Below are 16784 nucleotides of genomic sequence, written 5' to 3' on the forward strand. Positions count from 1 at the left end.
CTCAGCGAATGAATTGATCGACGTAGTCGGCCCCGAGGCCGACGCTCGCGTAGTGCTTGCGACAGATTTCGATGCGGTCGAACACGTCGGTGAAGCCTGTTGTCCGCCCTTGCTCGTCCATGTAGATCATCGAACCGCTGACGAGAAACCAGGTGATCATCTCTTCCACGTCTTCGTCGACGACCAGCGTGTGCGTCTCGCCAGGCGGCTCGAAGACGTAGTCGCCCTCGCGTGCCACCCAGTCGTGCTCGAGGTAGCGCCACGACCCCTTCAGCACGAGGCCGTGTACGGGCGCCGGATGACGGTGGCAGCTGACGACTCCTGCCGCACGCACGCGCAGCAGGCTCGTCCAGTAGCCGTGCGTCTTGTTCAACAGCAGCGGGCGGATCCACGCGCCGGGATAGACCGGCACCCACACGCGCTCATCCTCCGGAATGCCGGGCAGCACGATCTCCGGGGTCAGTCCCGGCGGCTGCCGCTCGGCCGGAACGGGTTTCGGAAAGACAACCTTCTCCATTGCTTCATCTCCTTGTTTATGAAAACCGGGGTCAGATCACCGCGGGCTGCGCATGCCGCTCCACGGCATTCATGGCGTCCACGAGGCGATCAGGTGTGAGCGTCGGCCCCAGCCGCTCCAGGTAGGGGGCGGCCAGGGTCAGCCGGGCGATCGTCAGCAAGTCCTCGGCCGACGCGCCGCTGAGCCCGATGTGCTTGCGAGAGGTCGGCAGGCCCACGCCCGCGAGAAAGCGCGTCGCATCGGTGATCTGCTGCGGGTCGTAATCAAAGGCATGAAGCTGCACGAGCAAGCCGTAGCTCACCAGTTCGCCGTGCAGGCTGCCCTGCGTCTCACCAAAGGCGGTCAGGCCGCGCAACATGCCGTGGGCGACGGACAAGCCGCCACTCTCGAACGCCAGCCCCGAATACAGGATGGTCGCCTCGACCACGCGCTCGAACGCAGGACCGCCCGCACCCGCGTCCAGTTCGCGCAAGGCCGGTGCCGCGAATCTGATGAGAATCTCGTGGCATTCACGTCCCAGCACCGTCGCCAGATGCGGCGGCAGTCCGCCGAAGTAATTGCGTTGGTTCGGGTCGCGCGCGGCGTCCGCGACTTCGAAGCGCTTGGTGAAAGCGTCGCCGATGCCCGCGATAAAAAGGCGCCTCGGCGCCTTGGCCAGAACGGCCGTGTCGACGAGGATCATGCTCGGATTCCAAGGCATGAGCGGAACATCGACGATCTTGTGCGCATCGTCGTAGATCGCGATCAGGCGACTGGTCGGCGCATCGCTGGACGCCGCCGTGGGCACGATGACCAGCGGCAGCCGCAGCTGCCGTGCCACGGCCTTGGCCGTGTCCAGCGCCTGTCCCCCTCCCGCGCCGACGATCACCTGGGGCGCAGCAGGTCCCGCCAGTGCACACAGGCGCTCGATTTCGGCACGCGTGCAGCGGCCGCCGAATGGCAGTCCCGTCCATCGCAGTTCCGGCGAAGCGTTGGAGAACAAGCAGGAAAACAGAGGCTCGACCACCGGATCAAAAATCGCGCAGGCGTGCGTGCAGCCGAAACCTTCGGTGAGACGAGCGGACAACTCTTGCAGAATGTTCTCGCCCTGAACGTAAAGAGCGGGCAGTCCGATAACGCGAGGCGCTGGCATCACGCAGGCGCTCCCGACATATCAGGTGCGCGCATCGAAGCCCCTTGTTCATCTATTAGCGTGAAATCCATGCACATTCCTGCTGCGCCGTCGTAGCGCCGAGCCATGAGTGTTGCCGATGGGCCCGAGGCTTGAGAACTTCTGCTTTGGTCAAAAGCCATGACAAATACTCATGTCGTGCAGGCATGACCAAAGCTCATCGCTGCACTACAAATTCTTGGTTCTGTGATGGCGAAGGCCCAAGGACAATCCAATGAAACTGCTCTCTTATGACATCTATGAAAGTTGGATTCATCGGATTGGGGCGCATGGGATTTGCCCTCGCCTCTCACTTGTTGCGCAACGGAGTGGACCTCATCGTCCATGACATCCAGAGCGAGCCGGTCGGCAAACTGGAATCGCAGGGCGCTTCCACGGCCGCTGGCGCACAGGATCTGGCTGCGCGTGCCGACATTATTTTCACGATGCTGCCGGGCCCCCGCCAGGTTCGAGACGTGGTGCTGTCCCCTCAAGGTGTGATTGGCGCGATGAAGCCGGGCGCTACCTTGGTCGAGCTCAGCACGATCGACACCGATACGGTCGACGAGCTGTGCAGTGCCGCCAAGGCCAGGGGCTGCGCTTCGCCGACGCACCAGTCGGACGGTTGGCGGCCCATGCCGATCGCGGCGAATCACTGTTCATGCTGGGCGCCGATGCCGACGACCTTGCCGCTCTCGAACCGGTCCTGCTGAAAATGGGCAGCACGGTGCTGCACTGCGGGGCGCCCGGCTCCGGCACGCGCATGAAGTTGATCAACAACCTCATGGTCCTGTGCTACTGCCAATTGAATTCCGAAGCCCTCGTGCTTTCGCAAGCACTGGGGCTGGACCTGCGCAAGACCTTCAACGTGCTCACGGGCACAACGGCAACCAACGGCCAACTCAAGGAGAAGTGGCCCGCCAAGGTGCTCAAGGGCGACTTGACCCCGGGGTTCGACCTTGCCCTCGGCTTCAAGGATCTCACCCTGGCCTGCGCGGCCGCACAGTCGTCGCAAGTGTCACTCCCGGTGGGCAACCTCGTGCGCAGCCTCTTCCAGTTGGCGCGCCACGCTGGCAAGGATGCGCAGGACACGTCGGCGATGACCGATTTCTGGGCCGAGGCCAACGGACTGGCGCACCTTCGATTGGACTGACATGCAGTACTCGCAATTCATCGCGGGCGAATTCCGGCCGGGCACTTCGCCGATGCGCTGCGTCGTCGTCAATCCGAGCACGGGCCTGACGCTCGATGAGTTCGCGGCCGCCACGAAGGCCGACGTGAAAGAGGCCGTCGCCGCAGCGACCAACGCCTTCCAGACCTGGCGCAAGACGTCCGCGCTGGAGAGATCCGCGCAGTTGCGCCGCGTGGCCTTGCTGATGCGCGAGCGCGGCACGGTGCTCGCGGAGCAGATCGCCCGGGAACTGGGCAAGCCGCTTGCCGAGGGGCAGCGCGAAGTGGTGACGGCTGCCGAGATGTTCGACTGGGCCAGCGAGGAAGCGCGACGAATCTACGGCCGTACGATTCCCGCGCGAACCGAAGGTGTGACCCAGACCGTTTGCTGGGAGCCGATCGGCCCTGTGGCTGCCTTCGCGGGCTGGAATGCTCCTGCCATCACGCCGGCGCGCAAGATCAGCGGCGCATTGGCGGCCGGCTGCACCATCGTCATCAAGCCCTCGGAAGAAACCCCGGGCGTCGCGCTTCTCATCGCGCGCATCATCCAGGATGCGGGCGTTCCCGACGGCGTGGTCAACATGGTGTTCGGGGATCCCGCCGAGATCGCCGACATCCTGTGCAACGCGCCGCAGATCGCCATGGTCAGCTTTACCGGAGCAACCTCCGTCGGCAAGGACATCGGCAAGATGGCGGCCGCGACCATGAAGCGGGCCACGCTCGAACTGGGCGGCCATGCACCGGTGATCGTGTGCGACGACGTCGACGTGGATCGCGTGGTCAACATGGCCGTGGCCAGCAAGTATCGGAATGCGGGCCGGTGTGCACGTCGCCAACGCGGTTCCTGGTCCAGTCGTCGATCTTCGATGCGTTCACCGAGAAATTTGTCCGTGCAGCCGCGGCGTTGAGAGTGGGGGACCCATTCGACAGCGCCACCCAGGTGGGGCCGCTGAAGAATCTCAAGCGCCTGCAAGCCATCGAAAGCATGGTGCAGGACGCCCGCGGTCGCGGACTCACGATCGCCACCGGGGGTGAGCGGGTCGGCACCCAGGGCTTCTTCTACCGGCCCACGGTGATTCTTCACCCCGGCGTCGATTCCGACGTCGCGACGATCGAGCCGTTCGGCCCCATCGCCTCGATCAGCGCCTTCGACACCCTGGACGAAGCGATCACCGAGGCCAACCGACTTCCCTTTGGTCTCACGGCGTACGCCTTCACAAACCAGGTGAAGCACGCGCAGCGCCTCGCCAACGACATCGACAGTGGCGTGGTCTGCATCAACGAATGGCAGGCCTCCGCGCCGGAGACGCCCTTCGGCGGACACAAGGACAGCGGCCTTGGGTTAGAGGGCGGGATCGAAGGTGTGCAGGAGTTTCTGCGCCTCAAGTGCGTGCGCCAGGGCGCGGGCTCGTAAGCCGGGCGCGGCAAGTCAAGGGAATCAGAGGATGGTCTGCGACTGCTGTGCTTCGTGCAGCAGCCAGTCCTTGAAGGACTCGATCTTGCCCGAGTACCGCTGCAGCGACGGTGTCACGAGGTAGTGACCCCGTCCGGTTCGCAACGGCCTGGAAAACGGCCGGATCAGGCGCCCGGCGCGGATGTCGGTCTCCGTCATGATCTGCTGCCCCATCGCGATCCCCAGCCCATCCATGGCTGCCTGCCAGGTCAGCAGGGAACTGCTGAACGTCATCTTCTCCGCAGCACCGAATACCTTGCCCAGGCCCGCGTGCGCCAGCCAGATCGGCCAGTCATTGTTGCGGTACTTGGAGACGAGCAGCCGCCTGCGAGCAATATCCTCCAGCAAGTGGCTGCCGTCATCGAAGGAGTCAAGGAACGATGGCGAGCACACAGGCTCGATGACATCTTCCAGCAGCAAGGTCGCATCCGCCCCGGGCCAGTTTCCATCGCCGAAGACAATGGCCAGGTCACATTGCTCGACACCGAAATCCGGCGACGCGGTGCTGTTGGAAATCGTGACCTGAATGTCCGGATACTGGGCGTTGAAGCGAGGCAGGCGCGGGATCAGCCAGCGAGCGGTCAGCGTCGTGTACGTGCGCAGATGGATGATGTTGTTGGAATACTTCTGGGTGATGAGCCGGGTCGCGTCGGCAATCTCCTTGAAGGCCGGGCCGATTCGGCTGGCGTAGACCTCGCCCACCTCCGTCAGCTTCACGCCCACCCGCTCGCGCGCGAAGAGCTGGACTCCCAGGTATTCCTCCAGAACCGCGATTTGCCGGCTCACCGCCGACTGGCTCACGCCCAGTTCGCTGCCGGCCGTCGTCAGGTTGCCGGTCCTCGCAACGGCGTCGAATACCTTGAGCGGATTGAGCGGCGGAGTTTTCATTGAGGCGTGGATTTTGCCTGTGGTGTCCGCAGGATCAGCGCGTCCACCGCCATCACGCCGGCTCCTTCTTCCATGATCATGAGCGGATTGACCTCGGCTTCGCGGATGCCCAGCTGCGGGCGCAGCGCGAGTTGCGAGAGGGCCGAAACCGCGGCCGCCAGCGCCTCGAGATCGCCGCGCGCCTTGCCGCGCAGCCCCGTCACGGTCTTGAGTGCGCGGACTTCGCCGACCATGTCCCGCGCGACTTCGAGGCTCACCGGCGCGAGGCGGATGCTGCGGTCGCGCGCGACCTCCGCCCAGATGCCGCCTGCCGCCAGCATGATGATCGGCCCGGCGTCCGGGTCGATGCGGTAGCCGATCAGGACCTCCGCCAGTCCCTTGCGCATCGGCTGGATCAGTACCTCGTCGCATGTTGCGCTCGGCGCTCGCTCGCGCAGGTTGGCGCGCAGCGTTGCCATGGCTGCGTGCAAGGCGTCCGCGTTCCGAATGTCGAGCACGACGCCCCCGACTTCCGTCTTGTGCGGAATCTGCGCCGAGCACACCTTGGCCACCACCGGAAAGTCGAACGGCAAAGCCGGCGGCTCCGCGTCGATCGATGCCGTGACCGCGGGAGCGTGCGGCACACCCAGCGCATCCAGCACCCCATAGGCCTGGGCTTCGCTCAGCGGCGCGACCGCCAACCCGGAGTCAGGCTGCGGCGGCAGCGCCGGGCGGTCCGGCAGCCGCCGCGCGAACACCGATGCAATCGCATCCGCGCAGGCCTCCGGACCGCGGAAGCACGGCACACCCGCCGCTGTCAGCGCCGCGAGCGCCTGCGGCGCATCGGGCACCAACATCGCGGCCAGCGGCGTCGCGTGATGCGCGCTGTCGATGAGGGGCTTGACCGCAAGCTGCGGCTGAAACCGCGCGGACGACCCGATCGTCGCCAGCACCAGATCGAACTCGGGCGCCGTCAGCAACACATCGAGCGCCGCCTTCATGACCTCGTACCTGACGCCGGCCAGCGTGAGATCGACCACGCGGCCTGCGCTGACCACGATGCCTTTGTCGCGCAGCTTCTGGAGTGTCTCGGCCGACGGTGCCTGCACCGTCACGTCGCGGATGCCGAGCTGGTCCACTGCCATCGCCGCGCCGCCGCCCGTCGTCGTGACCACGCCCACGCGGGGAGGGCGCGTCCATCGCTGCAGCGGGATGCGCCGGGCCAGCGGCACCGCTTCGAGCAAGGCTTCGATCACGCCGACACGCGCAATGCCGCAGTCCTTCAGCATCGCGTCCGCCACATCGTCCTCGCCGGCCAGCGCGCCGGTGTGGGTGGTGGCCATCTCGGCGGCCGCGTCCGATCGGCCGAGCTTGTAGGCCACCACCGGCTTCCCCGGCGGGCCGCCTCGATCGCGAACCGCTTCAGCGCCTCGCCGTGACGCATCGATTCGAGAAAGAGCAGATAGCCATCGATGCCGTCATCGTCGAGCGATGCGAGGCAAATCTCCCCGAGGCTCAGGTCCGATTCGCTGCCCACGGACACCAGCCCGGCAAAGCCCACGCCGCGCGCGATACCGCGCGAGACCAGCGCACCGATCATGCTGCCGCTGTGCGATGCCACGAAAACGCGGCCACTGGGCAGGTCCGGCTCGGCGAACGCGGCATTGGCCGTGAGGACCATGCCATTCCTCGGATTGACCACCCCGATGCTGCTGGGGCCGAGCACCCGCACGCCGCTGCGTTGCGCCAGCGTGCGCAGCTCCGCCTCCTTCTGTGCGCCCTCCGGTCCGGACTCCGAGAAGCCGCTGGCCAGCACGGTCACGACCTTGACGCCGAGCTTCGCGCACTCCTCCACCGTCGGCAGCACGCTCGCGGTGGGAGACAGCACGAAAACATGGTCCGGCACCTCCGGCAGCGCGGATAGAGAGGGGTAGGCCCGCGCGCCTTGCACGGTCTCGCGGTTCGGATTGATCGGGTAGACCTTGCCCGCGAACCCTGCGCGGCGCAGGAACTGCTGCGGTCGCCCTGCGGTCTTCGTCTCGTCGTCCGATGCGCCGACCAGCGCCACGCTCTTGGGGTTGAACAGGGCCGTGTGGAGGCCGCCTTCTTCTGCGCGAAACTTCTGCATGTCGATCATTGAGTCAGCGAGACCCTGACCGAGAGAGTCTCCAGAGTGTCTTGGGTAGGTTTAAGCCGCCTTGGGCGGCCGCTGGGAAAAGGTGCGGCCGAAGACGCCTTCGGCGATGCGGTTCTTGAGTATCTCGATCGAGCCGCCGGCGATCATCCAGCCGCGGATGCGGCGCACGCAGTACTCGACGATGGCCTCCTGGCTGAACCCCATGCCGCCCATGACCTGCAGCGCCTCGTTGGCAACGAACCATCCCGCTTCGTTGCATGCGAGCTTGGCCATTGCCGTGCTCTGCGCGGACGGCAGGCCGTGCTCGCCCTCAAGCGCCGCGCGGTACAGCAGCAGTTGCGCCTGCTCCAGCTTCATCCACATGTCAGCGAACTTCCCACTGCAGGCCCTGGAACTCGCACAACTCGCGACCGAACTGCTTGCGGGTCCGCGCATGCTCGCGCGCGACATTGAAAGCATGCCGTCCGAGCGCGAGCGAGCGCGATGCGTTGCCCAGGCGCTCCACGTTGAATCCGGAGATCTGCTTCTTGAACCCGCCGGGCCCGAGAAGCACGTTCTTTGCCGGGATGCGCGCGTCCTCGAAATACAGCTGCGACCAGCGCTCGCCGTTCATGAAGCCCGCCGGATTGCCGACCGTGAATCCCGGCGTGCCGCGCTCGACCAGCACCGAGCCGATGCCGTCCGTCCCGGGTCCGAAACGCACGTAGACGAGAAAGACATCGGCGTCCGGGCTATGGGTCGAGAAAATCTTGCTGCCGTTGATGACGTAGCCGTCGCCATCCTTGCGGGCGCTGGTCTTGAGCTCGGTCACGGCAGAGCCCGCATCGGGTTCGGTCATGCCGAGGGCGATCAACTTGCGCCCGCCCAGCAGATCCGGCAGGAAGCGGTCCTTCTGCTCCGGCGTCGCGTACTCGACGAAAGTGCGGATTGGCCCGAAGTTGCCCGCCTGCACGATGTCCGCGCTCTTGGGGCACACCAGCGCGATCTGCTGGATCGCCAGCACGGCGTGCATGAGCGTGCCGCCCTGGCCGCCATCGGCCTCCGGAAATGCAATGCCCAGCAACCCCTGCTTCGCGAGCAGTTGCGCGATCTCCCACGGGTAGTCGTGGGCGTGGGCACGCTCAAGGGCGCCGGCGGCCAGCTTGTCCTGTGCGAAACGGTTCACCGAATCGGCGAACGCCTGATGTTCTTCACTCAATTGGAAATTCATGTGCCTCTCGTCGGTCCGCGGTGCGATGGGCCGATCGTCCTCCAGGCGCGCGATTCGCGGAACTTCCGATCCGGACAGCTGGCATGACAAAAAGTCATCGCATCCGGTGCACACCGCTGGCACCTGGCGAGTTCCGAGGCGGCAATTCACGCGCGGCCCCACAGACGAGCCCACAGCCCGCGCAGCCTCCGAGCCCGGTCCTCAAAGAGGTACGACCCCGCCAGCGCCAGCAGCCCGGACACCACACCCGTCACCACCGCCTCCAGATGCGGAATGCCGTAGTGCCCCGGATGCGAGAACGTGTCGCCGGCCATCGTCAGCAACCCGACCAGCAGCGCGTTGCCATAGCGATTGCCGAACAGCTTCATCGCCGGTGTGAAGGTGAGGATCAGCACGAGAACCCCGGTGAACAAACCGGTCCGCAACGCAAGCGCCCAATGGGGCGCGCTCAGGAGATTCGCGAGGCTCCCGGGCATGCAGGTCATGCACGCGCTGGTCGGTTGCCAGAAGCGCTTGATGAACAGGACGAATCGACGCTTCCATGGATTGGGCATCACGCGCACCCCGTCTAATGCAGCGAGCGCCATCCTCGCACAACGTGGTCGGATGGCGCATGCGCGCAAACGTGCGGGCGCTGCCGGACCCGATCAGGTCGATGGGTGATGCAATCGCTCGGCGACCATCGACGGACCGAGCAGATCGGCGGTCGCCTGCGTCACCTGCAAGCGCCGCTCGAACTCGTCGACGACCACGGTGATCAGGCACTCCACCTCGTGATGGCTGAAGCTGCGCTCATCGCGGCTCAAACCGCGCGTGTGAACGAGCAGCTTGCGCAAGCAGGTGAGCGCGGTGCCGGCTTCGGTCGCGGCGCCGAGTTCGGCGTTGGCCCGGTCGACGAGCAGGTCGCGCTCGGCTTCGGTGGTGGGACGCGGGCGGTCGCCAGCGGGGGAGGGTGGGGGAGGCGCGCGAGCGCGCAAGTAGGGTGAGCCATGAAGGCCTCCAGGAGGTGTGTCATTGCAACAACCACCGCACCCGCTGCTAAACGAAGGCGGCAGCTCGAACGGGTTAGCAGACCGGACACCTCCTGCGAGAACCGGCAGGGCGTAAGCCCTCCCGCTCGAGCCGCCTAAAAGAAGCTCGAACGAAAAAGCCGCAGGTCCTGCGGGAGTGACTGCGGCTTTCGTCGCAGAACGTGTTTTGGGGCTGCTAGAACCCGATCACGTCGTTGGGGACGTGATCGGGCGGAGTATAGCGATGGGGTCGAGTGATGCGCGGCGCTTAACCGTAGCCTCGCGCTTGAAGTGGTAGTGGGAGCGAGATCTGCGCGCCTAAACTCGCGATTCTTTCCGGCCTCGGCCAAAACCAGCCCTTCGTCTATCGCGTTGTTATGGGGCCCAGAGCCGCTCTTCACGCAGACTTGACGCAGAGCGCACGCCTTTGCAGTAATTTCCCAAGCGTCATCCGAACATGCGCCTCGGTTTCACTCCCGGCTGTCCGCGTCTAGGGCGTGTTAACACAAACGGAGGCCATCGGCGACCAGGACGAAGCTGATGAAACCGAGGAACATCAGGTCGAGCTTGTCGAAGCGCGAGAAGATTCGGCGGTAGCCCTTGAGGCGGCGGAACAACCGCTCGACCTCGTTGCGGCGCCTGTACATCGCTCGGTCGTACTCCCAGGGCTCAACGCGGGTCTTCAGAGGCGGCACGACAGGAATGAACCCCAGGTCGAGCGCGAGTTGGCGCGTTTCGTTGCCCTCATAGGCGCGATCCATGAGCAGGTGCAGCGGCCGACCAGGAGCACCAAGCCGGCTCAGGAGTGCCCGACCTTCAGGTGCATCGTGCGCTTGACCCGGCGACAGCGAGAACGTTATGGCCGTTCGAGCATCCGCGGCAACCATATGAATCTTGGTGTTCCATCCGCCTCGGGACTTGCCGATGGCCTGTGGGCCGTTTTTTTAACGCCCCAGTGCCGTCCGGATGCACCTTGATGCTCGTGGAATCCAGCGAGACAGCCTCGATCCTGATGCGAACCACCTGCGCCCTCTGAAGCTCCTCGAACATTCGATCGAGCACGCCGGCCTTGGCCCAGCGGTTCATGCGCGTATAGATCGTGTGCCAGTTGCCAAAGCGCTTGGGCAGCCCTCGCCACTTGCAGCCATGCTCGGCCACGTACAGGATGGCGTTGACGACCTGAAGGTTCGTCAGGCTCACATTGCCTCGCTGCGTCGGCAGACAGTGCTCAATCCAGGCAAATTGCTCGGGCGTGATTTCCATGCCTAGAGTATCGGCGAGTGGGCATGGTCGGCACCATTAGTGTTAACACGCCCTAGTCGGGAGATCACTTGACATGAATTCCGGGCAAGAACTTTACCGTCGGCGAGCTTGTGCCTTGCACGTCGGCATGCCAGCCAAATACCGCGCCGTCGTGTCGCGGTCCATTCTGAGAGGGTCGTGCCGCTAGTCGCACTGTATCCGGGCTATCGACCGAAAATTTCCAATCACCGCATGGCCAGGTCCAGACCCATCCAACTGCAAAATTCAAAGGTGAGGAACAGCATGAGGAACGCAGAAGCGACGAACGCCGCGCCCACCTTAATAGATGTCAGTACCACTGCAGCTGTCTTTTGATTCTTTTCCTTCTGTCCCCGATCGTAATGCCACTTGACGGCCAGATACATGCCCACGCTGAGCACGAGAACCTTGAAAATAATAAAAGAGATAGGGATTGAATTCATGATTTAAAGGAAATTGGTGGTGACGGACGGCGAAATGCTCCATTGCCGCGAATAACTCAATAGACCGATAAAGAAACGGAAAAACAACCTAACGAAACGGTTGCGGTGAGCTGAATGGGCGTCCGCAAGGCGCGTCGAAAGTCACGCAAGACATCGGTCGAAAGGCGGAGCAGTCCGCCGGCACCACAGAAGCAATCTCATCGTGCTGTCGAGTGTTCATCTTCCAGGCTGATACGTACAGAACCAGATCAGCTGAAAATTTTCGTATCAGATGCAAGGAGGCCGGTAGTCGCTCCGGGGCACGCCGACATCTGATACGAAAATCTCGGAAGCGGTCCAGGACGACCGTATCAGAGGGGGATGCCCATGAACCGCTACGAGAAGCTTGCCGACAACATCGCTCAGCGCATTCGCGCGGGTAGCCTAAAGGCGAACGATCGCCTTCCCTCCGTGCGCGAACTGAAGTCGCAGATGGGCATCAGTGCGTCCACAGTGTTCTCTGCTTACTACCTGCTGGAGGCGCAAGGGCTTGTCGAAGCACGGCAGCGATCGGGATACTTCGTCCGAGCGCGCGCGGAAGTGCCGGCCAACGAACTCGCCGCCAGCGAGCCTGTCCTCCGGTCCATGTCAGTCGACGTCTCGTCGCTGGTCTTTCAGGTCCTTGCACAGGCTCGCGAGCGCGACATGGTCCCGCTCGGCTCGGCTTTTCCGTCGCCAGAGCTGTTTCCCTTCGAGCAACTTGCCGCCGGCCTGACGCGAGCGCTCAAGCGGATGGATCCCTGGCAGACCGTCGAGGATTTGTCACCAGGAAACGCCCTTTTACGCCATCAGATCTCCCTCCGTTACGGCAGCGTCGGGATGGATGTTCCTGCGTCAGAACTGGTCATCACCAGCGGGGCGATGGAAGCACTCAATCTTGCGCTCGAAACGGTGACGCAGCCAGGCGACGTCGTGGCGATCGAAACGCCAACCTTTTATGCTGCGTTGCAGGCACTGGAGCGGCGCGGTCTTCGCGCGGTCGAGGTTGAGACCCACCCGCGAACAGGCGTGGATCTCGGCTCTCTTGCTCGCGTGATCGACCAGCATCCGGTGAAGGCCTGCTGGTTCATGCCGACCTTCCAGAACCCAATGGGCTGCACCATGAGCGACGCAGCCAAAGAGCAACTGGTCAGCATGCTCGCCGCTCGCGCCATACCGCTGATCGAAGACGACGTGTACGGCGAGCTCGCGCATGGGCCTCGGAGACCGCCACCGGCCAAGGCTTGGGACCGGGCTGGCTGGGTGCTGCACTGCAGTTCTTTCTCGAAATCCCTGGCACCCGGATATCGCATCGGTTGGGTAGCGGGCGGTCGCTTCGCAACCACTTTGGGTCGGAACAAGTTGATGAGTTCGCTGGCGACGGCACTTCCCTCGCAACTGGCGTTGCAGGAGTACCTGCAACACAAGAGTTTCGATCGGCACTTGCGCGCCCTGCGGCATTCGTTCAGCCGCCAGCAGGCTGCCTGCTTGCGACTTATCGATCGATACTTTCCGACTGGAACGCGGGTCACGCGCCCCGAGGGCGGCTATTTCCTGTGGCTCGCGCTGCCAGAAGGTGTCGACACGCTCGCACTGCACAAGGACGCTCTTCGGCTCGGCATAGGCGTGGCGCCCGGCCATTTGTTTTCAGCCGACCGCCGATACACCCGGCATCTGCGCATTAACTACGGGTATCTCGGCGACCCGCGCTTGGAAGGGGCTATCAGGAGTCTTGGAGATCTTGCTAACGCGCAGCTTAAATCTTCAACTGGAAAATCGGGGCCAAGCTTCGAAGAAGCTTCGTCGAGACCCTAGTTGGAGTCAATGCAGTTCGAGGTCCGCCCTTCGACTGACGCTCAACGTCACGCGCGCCGCTTCTATCCAGTCGTAGAGGTTTCGCCGCAAGATGGCACGAAGGCCTAAAGCGGTAGCCCCGACTTCTTGGCGACATGATTGGATTGCGGTCAAGAACTCCTACCGCAAGAATCGCCCGCCGCCTTCCGGCGAAATAGCGCTCATCTTGAAGGTGGGTGAACGACGGTTTTCACCTTGATCTTGGCCGCGGATCGGCAACGTCAATCCCAGTCTGGCTGCTGATCCGCCGGCGCGCTGCTGCTTCGCGGTGGGTGTGGTGAGGACCTCGAAGGTGGGCGCCTCGGGGCCGGCGTTGGGTGCGTGGCAGGTAGTGCGAACGATTTGGCGAGTTCGACCATCGGGCGGATTGACTCAGCTCAAGCGCTCGTCTTTAGCGTCGCCTTCAGGAGCTGTTCGAATCTGGATGACACCTGTTCGGCATCCATGCCCAGCTGCACATGAACGATCGCGCCGTCGACAGCCAGCGCCAGCGATTGCGCGAGGGCGCGCCGGCGTCGCCCCGCCGGCAGCGTCGACGAGATCGCCTCGATCATCTCTTCCTTGTGGACGCGGCTCACCTCGAGCACCTCGGCGCTGGACGTACCGAGTTCCACCGATGCGTTGATGAATGCACAGCCGCGAAAACGCGCGTCGGACCACCATTCTTTCAGCGTCGGAAGGAGTGCCATCGCTCCAATCCTTGCGCTCCCATGCCGGGCCAGCGCGTCCCGGAACCAGTCGATCCACAGTCGGTGCCGATAGTCGAGGTAGGAACGAATCAGGTCGTTCTTGCTCGGGAAGTGCCGGTAGAAGGTGACCTTCGTGACGCCGGACGCCGCGATCAGCTTGTCGATGCCGGTCGCTCGAATTCCGTCTCCATAGAAGAGGTCGTGAGCGGTCGCGAGGATGCGCTCTCGCGCGGGCAGTTCGGCAAGTTCTGGACTTCTGGATATGGGCATGGCGCCAGTGTAGACAGGTTCGTCTACGTTCGCTACATTAAGGCCATGTAGACAAACCTGTCTACATGCCAAACCCCATCAACCTAGAAGGTCCACACCATGGAAACTCGCCCGCCGCTGCCGCCGTTCACCAGGGAATCAGCCATCCAGAAGGTCCGACTCGCCGAAGACGGGTGGAACACCCGCGATGCGGCGAAGGTCGCACTCGCCTATACGCGCGACACGAAGTGGCGCAATCGGGTCGAATTTGCCAGCAACCGTGAGGAGGCCCAGGCATTCCTCGAACGCAAGTGGCGCAAGGAGCTGGATTACCGCCTGATCAAGGAGCTCTGGGCCTTCGATGGCAATCGCATTGCCGTCCGCTACGCCTACGAGTGGCGCGACGACTCCGGCAACTGGTTTCGCTCGTATGGAAACGAGAACTGGGAGTTCAGCGAGGACGGCCTGATGCAGCGCCGCTTCGCGTGCATCAACGACATGCCCATCCAGGCTTCCGAGCGGAAGTTCCACTGGCCGCTCGGCCGCCGTCCCGACGACCATCCCGGCCTCAGCGACCTGGGCCTGTGATGTACCGGTGACCGTCGGGTCTTGGCCCAGGAGCAATGGGATGGACGCCCCCACTCGTAACGGCATCGATGTGCCAAAGTGGAAGTGTCACCAACCACTTGAACCGAGAGGGGCGTCCACCATGAAGATTACGACTGTTGGCATCGACCTGGCAAAGAACGTGTTCCAGGTTCACGCAGTGGATGAGCATGGCAAGGTCGCGTTGCGCAAGCAGCTTCGGCGTGACCAGATGACCACCTTCTTCGTGAACTTGCCTCCGTGCCTCATCGGTATGGAGGCCTGCGGCAGCGCCCACCACTGGGCGCGCACCCTGCAGGGATTCGGCCACACGGTGCGCCTGATGTCGCCGCAGTTCGTCAAGCCCTATGTGAAGAGCAACAAGAACGATGTGGCCGATGCCGAGGCCATTTGCGAGGCCGTCGCCAGACCGAGCATGCGGTTCGTTCCGGTGAAGAGCGTCGAGCAGCAGTCGGTGCTGTCACTTCATCGTGCGCGCCAGGGCTTCGTCATTGCCCGCACCGCGCAGGCCAACCAGATTCGCAGCCTCCTCGGCGAGTTCGGCCTCGTCATCCCGAAGGGCATCTGTCACGTCGCCGAGCAGGTGCCCGAGCTGCTCGAAGACGCGAGCAATGAGCTGCCGGGGTCGTTCCGCCGACTCATCGTTCGCCTGACCGAGCATCTCAAAGAGCTGGACAAGCTGGTCCACGAGTTCGAGGACCAAATCAAGGCGTGGCATCGCAGCAGTGAGCTCAGCTTGAGGCTCGAGAAGATTCCCGGCATCGGACCTCTGGGTGCCAGTGCACTCGTCGCCTCCATCGCCGATGCGAACAGCTTCGACAACGGGCGGCAGCTCTCGGCTTGGCTCGGGCTGGTGCCGAGGCAGCATTCGAGCGGGGGCAAGCCAACGCTGCTGGGCATCAGCAAGCGCGGCGATGTGTACCTGCGCACGCTGCTGATTCACGGTGCTCGCTCGGCTATCGTCGCGGCGCAGAAGAAGGCCGTGAACACCAACGTGTGGCTGGCGAGCCTGTTGAACCGACGACATCCGAACGTGGCCGCCGTCGCCCTAGCTAACAAGAACGTACGAACGGTATGGGCGCTGCTCGCCCACGGCCGCGAGTTCCGTTCTAACTACGTGCCGCTCCAGCTTGCGACGTAGCAAGGCGACCAATCTACACAGCAAGCAGGAGAACGAACCGCCGATTGCTCAGGCAATCACGCACTGATGGCAAGACAGGTAAGACCGTGGTTGGCGAAGCCCAGAACGTCCGAGGCACCTCGAGTGCGAAGGAGCGATAGAGGAGCCGACCAGCAAATCCCATCAGGGACAGCGACGACAAGCCGCAGCGAAAGTCCGGATGTACGGGTGCAATCGAACCTTCAAGTCATCAGCAACTGATTGCCTGGCATATTTGGGGGCGTCCATGTACGGAAGTTCGGAAGCCGCTCTGGGGGCTCTTGGTGGCGTGGGGAGCGGACTAAGTCGCCGACGCCGTTGGGGGCCAAGCGTCGGCGCTCAGCGGAAATTCTGTCGTGAACTTCGATGTCGAAAGGACGATGTCGCTCGAATAGCTCCTCAATTGCAGGGCTTCGCCGAGTTGCTGCTGCGCAAACAGTTGGTACTCGGGCAGTGACCGGGCACAGATAACCAGTACAAAGTCCGTGTCCCCTGCGACGCAGTGACACTGCAAGACCTCGGGCAAAGCGCGAATCTTGCGCTCGAAGGCCACCGTCGCATCGCGGGTCGTGCTGCGCAAAGCCACCCGCGAGGCACGGTCGTCTCCGCAACCATTCCGATCTTCATCGTGCTCTTCGCTGCCATACGCCTCAAGCAGGCCGTGACGCCCTTGCAGAAGGCGGGCATAGCGGCTGCGTTCGCGGGCATCGCCATAGTGGCCTTGGGGCGGGGCGGCGGGGTCGAAGCGTCGCCCGAAGGCGTGGGCTTCTTGTTGCTTTCAGCCGTGGCGATCGGGTTCTACTACGTCTGGAGTGTCGAACTGACCCTCGCGCAACCGTCCTTCAACTTAAACAAAAAAGATTACACAAAAGATTCATTCAGTTACATTCCCCCGGGCGGCGTCACCTGAACGCCGCCTGACATCAACAACAAATCGGAGTGTTTCGAATGAGAGCATGGAGTTCTGTCAT

13 protein-coding genes and 4 pseudogenes are annotated in these 16784 nt (G+C 63.5%); 6 read left to right on the forward strand and 11 right to left on the reverse strand.

Features of this window, described 5'->3' with window-relative positions:
• Position 1 precedes the first annotated feature (1 nt).
• Positions 2–517, reverse strand: coding sequence for a 2,4'-dihydroxyacetophenone dioxygenase family protein (locus tag ACQ858_RS01280; RefSeq protein WP_431275069.1), 516 nt, complete (start codon positions 515–517; stop codon positions 2–4).
• Positions 518–548: 31 nt separating this feature from the next.
• Positions 549–1583, reverse strand: coding sequence for an iron-containing alcohol dehydrogenase (locus tag ACQ858_RS01285; RefSeq protein ID WP_431275070.1), 1035 nt, complete (start codon positions 1581–1583; stop codon positions 549–551).
• 398 nt (positions 1584–1981) lie between these two features.
• Between ACQ858_RS01285 and ACQ858_RS01290 the strand changes: the two are divergent.
• Both ACQ858_RS01290 and ACQ858_RS01295 read left to right on the forward strand, forming a co-directional pair.
• Positions 1982–2820, forward strand: a pseudogene (locus ACQ858_RS01290) (NAD(P)-dependent oxidoreductase).
• 52 nt (positions 2821–2872) lie between these two features.
• Positions 2873–4251, forward strand: a pseudogene (locus ACQ858_RS01295) (NAD-dependent succinate-semialdehyde dehydrogenase).
• A 24-nt stretch (positions 4252–4275) separates the two neighbouring features.
• Here the strand turns inward: ACQ858_RS01295 and ACQ858_RS01300 are convergent.
• The 7 genes and pseudogenes from ACQ858_RS01300 to ACQ858_RS01330 form a co-directional block, all read right to left on the reverse strand.
• Positions 4276–5178, reverse strand: coding sequence for a LysR substrate-binding domain-containing protein (locus tag ACQ858_RS01300; protein ID WP_431275071.1), 903 nt, complete (start codon positions 5176–5178; stop codon positions 4276–4278).
• A pseudogene (locus ACQ858_RS01305) lies at positions 5175–7285 on the reverse strand (acetate--CoA ligase family protein). The gene ACQ858_RS01300 and the pseudogene ACQ858_RS01305 overlap by 4 nt, the downstream one beginning before the upstream one ends.
• A gap of 60 nt (positions 7286–7345) precedes the next feature.
• Positions 7346–8504: pseudogene (locus ACQ858_RS01310) on the reverse strand (acyl-CoA dehydrogenase family protein).
• Between the two features lie 146 nt (positions 8505–8650).
• Positions 8651–9058, reverse strand: coding sequence for a hypothetical protein (locus ACQ858_RS01315; RefSeq protein WP_431275072.1), 408 nt, complete (start codon positions 9056–9058; stop codon positions 8651–8653).
• Between the two features lie 93 nt (positions 9059–9151).
• The gene (locus ACQ858_RS01320) at positions 9152–9481 is read right to left on the reverse strand and encodes a hypothetical protein (protein ID WP_431275073.1); all 330 of its coding nucleotides are present in this window, start codon (positions 9479–9481) and stop codon (positions 9152–9154) included.
• Positions 9482–10014: 533 nt separating this feature from the next.
• A protein-coding gene (locus ACQ858_RS01325; protein ID WP_431274653.1) for an IS5 family transposase occupies positions 10015–10777 on the reverse strand; the annotation gives its coding sequence in 2 pieces (ribosomal slippage) (positions 10015–10459 and positions 10458–10777; 765 coding nt in all).
• 224 nt (positions 10778–11001) lie between these two features.
• On the reverse strand, positions 11002–11238 hold the full coding sequence (locus tag ACQ858_RS01330) for a hypothetical protein (protein WP_431275074.1): 237 nt from the start codon (positions 11236–11238) through the stop codon (positions 11002–11004).
• Between the two features lie 366 nt (positions 11239–11604).
• On the opposite strand from ACQ858_RS01330, the gene ACQ858_RS01335 reads away from it, so the two are divergent.
• On the forward strand, positions 11605–13071 hold the full coding sequence (locus tag ACQ858_RS01335; RefSeq protein ID WP_431275075.1) for a PLP-dependent aminotransferase family protein: 1467 nt from the start codon (positions 11605–11607) through the stop codon (positions 13069–13071).
• A gap of 416 nt (positions 13072–13487) precedes the next feature.
• Here the strand turns inward: ACQ858_RS01335 and ACQ858_RS01340 are convergent, their stop codons facing one another.
• Positions 13488–14069: a TetR/AcrR family transcriptional regulator gene (locus ACQ858_RS01340; RefSeq protein ID WP_431275076.1), complete on the reverse strand. Its 582-nt coding sequence runs from the start codon at positions 14067–14069 to the stop codon at positions 13488–13490.
• 99 nt (positions 14070–14168) lie between these two features.
• On the opposite strand from ACQ858_RS01340, the gene ACQ858_RS01345 reads away from it, so the two are divergent.
• Both ACQ858_RS01345 and ACQ858_RS01350 read left to right on the forward strand, forming a co-directional pair.
• Positions 14169–14636: a DUF1348 family protein gene (locus tag ACQ858_RS01345; RefSeq protein ID WP_431275077.1), complete on the forward strand. Its 468-nt coding sequence runs from the start codon at positions 14169–14171 to the stop codon at positions 14634–14636.
• A 121-nt stretch (positions 14637–14757) separates the two neighbouring features.
• Positions 14758–15795: an IS110 family transposase gene (locus tag ACQ858_RS01350; protein ID WP_431274663.1), complete on the forward strand. Its 1038-nt coding sequence runs from the start codon at positions 14758–14760 to the stop codon at positions 15793–15795.
• A gap of 319 nt (positions 15796–16114) precedes the next feature.
• On the opposite strand, the gene ACQ858_RS01355 is transcribed toward ACQ858_RS01350, so the two are convergent.
• A complete protein-coding gene (locus ACQ858_RS01355) occupies positions 16115–16399 on the reverse strand; it encodes an Lrp/AsnC ligand binding domain-containing protein (RefSeq protein WP_431275078.1) in 285 nt (94 codons plus the stop codon).
• Here ACQ858_RS01355 and ACQ858_RS01360 point away from each other — a divergent pair.
• Positions 16316–16723, forward strand: coding sequence for a hypothetical protein (locus tag ACQ858_RS01360; RefSeq protein WP_431276950.1), 408 nt, complete (start codon positions 16316–16318; stop codon positions 16721–16723). The two genes, ACQ858_RS01355 and ACQ858_RS01360, sit on opposite strands and share 84 nt — an antisense overlap.
• Positions 16724–16784: the final 61 nt, after the last annotated feature.

This window comes from Variovorax ureilyticus, assembly GCF_050632185.1.
GTDB classification, from domain to species: Bacteria; Pseudomonadota; Gammaproteobacteria; order Burkholderiales; family Burkholderiaceae_C; genus Variovorax; species Variovorax ureilyticus_A.

Bases quoted from the DNA above. Each gene is read 5' to 3' on its own strand.
- ACQ858_RS01335 (WP_431275075.1), top strand. From the start codon at position 11,605: ATGAACCGCTACGAGAAGCTTGCCGACAACATCGCTCAGCGCATTCGC.
- ACQ858_RS01330 (WP_431275074.1), bottom strand. From the start codon at position 11,238: ATGAATTCAATCCCTATCTCTTTTATTATTTTCAAGGTTCTCGTGCTC.
- ACQ858_RS01345 (WP_431275077.1), top strand. From the start codon at position 14,169: ATGGAAACTCGCCCGCCGCTGCCGCCGTTCACCAGGGAATCAGCCATC.
- ACQ858_RS01350 (WP_431274663.1), top strand. From the start codon at position 14,758: ATGAAGATTACGACTGTTGGCATCGACCTGGCAAAGAACGTGTTCCAG.
- ACQ858_RS01300 (WP_431275071.1), bottom strand. From the start codon at position 5,178: ATGAAAACTCCGCCGCTCAATCCGCTCAAGGTATTCGACGCCGTTGCG.
- ACQ858_RS01280 (WP_431275069.1), bottom strand. From the start codon at position 517: ATGGAGAAGGTTGTCTTTCCGAAACCCGTTCCGGCCGAGCGGCAGCCG.
- ACQ858_RS01315 (WP_431275072.1), bottom strand. From the start codon at position 9,058: ATGCCCAATCCATGGAAGCGTCGATTCGTCCTGTTCATCAAGCGCTTC.
- ACQ858_RS01340 (WP_431275076.1), bottom strand. From the start codon at position 14,069: ATGCCCATATCCAGAAGTCCAGAACTTGCCGAACTGCCCGCGCGAGAG.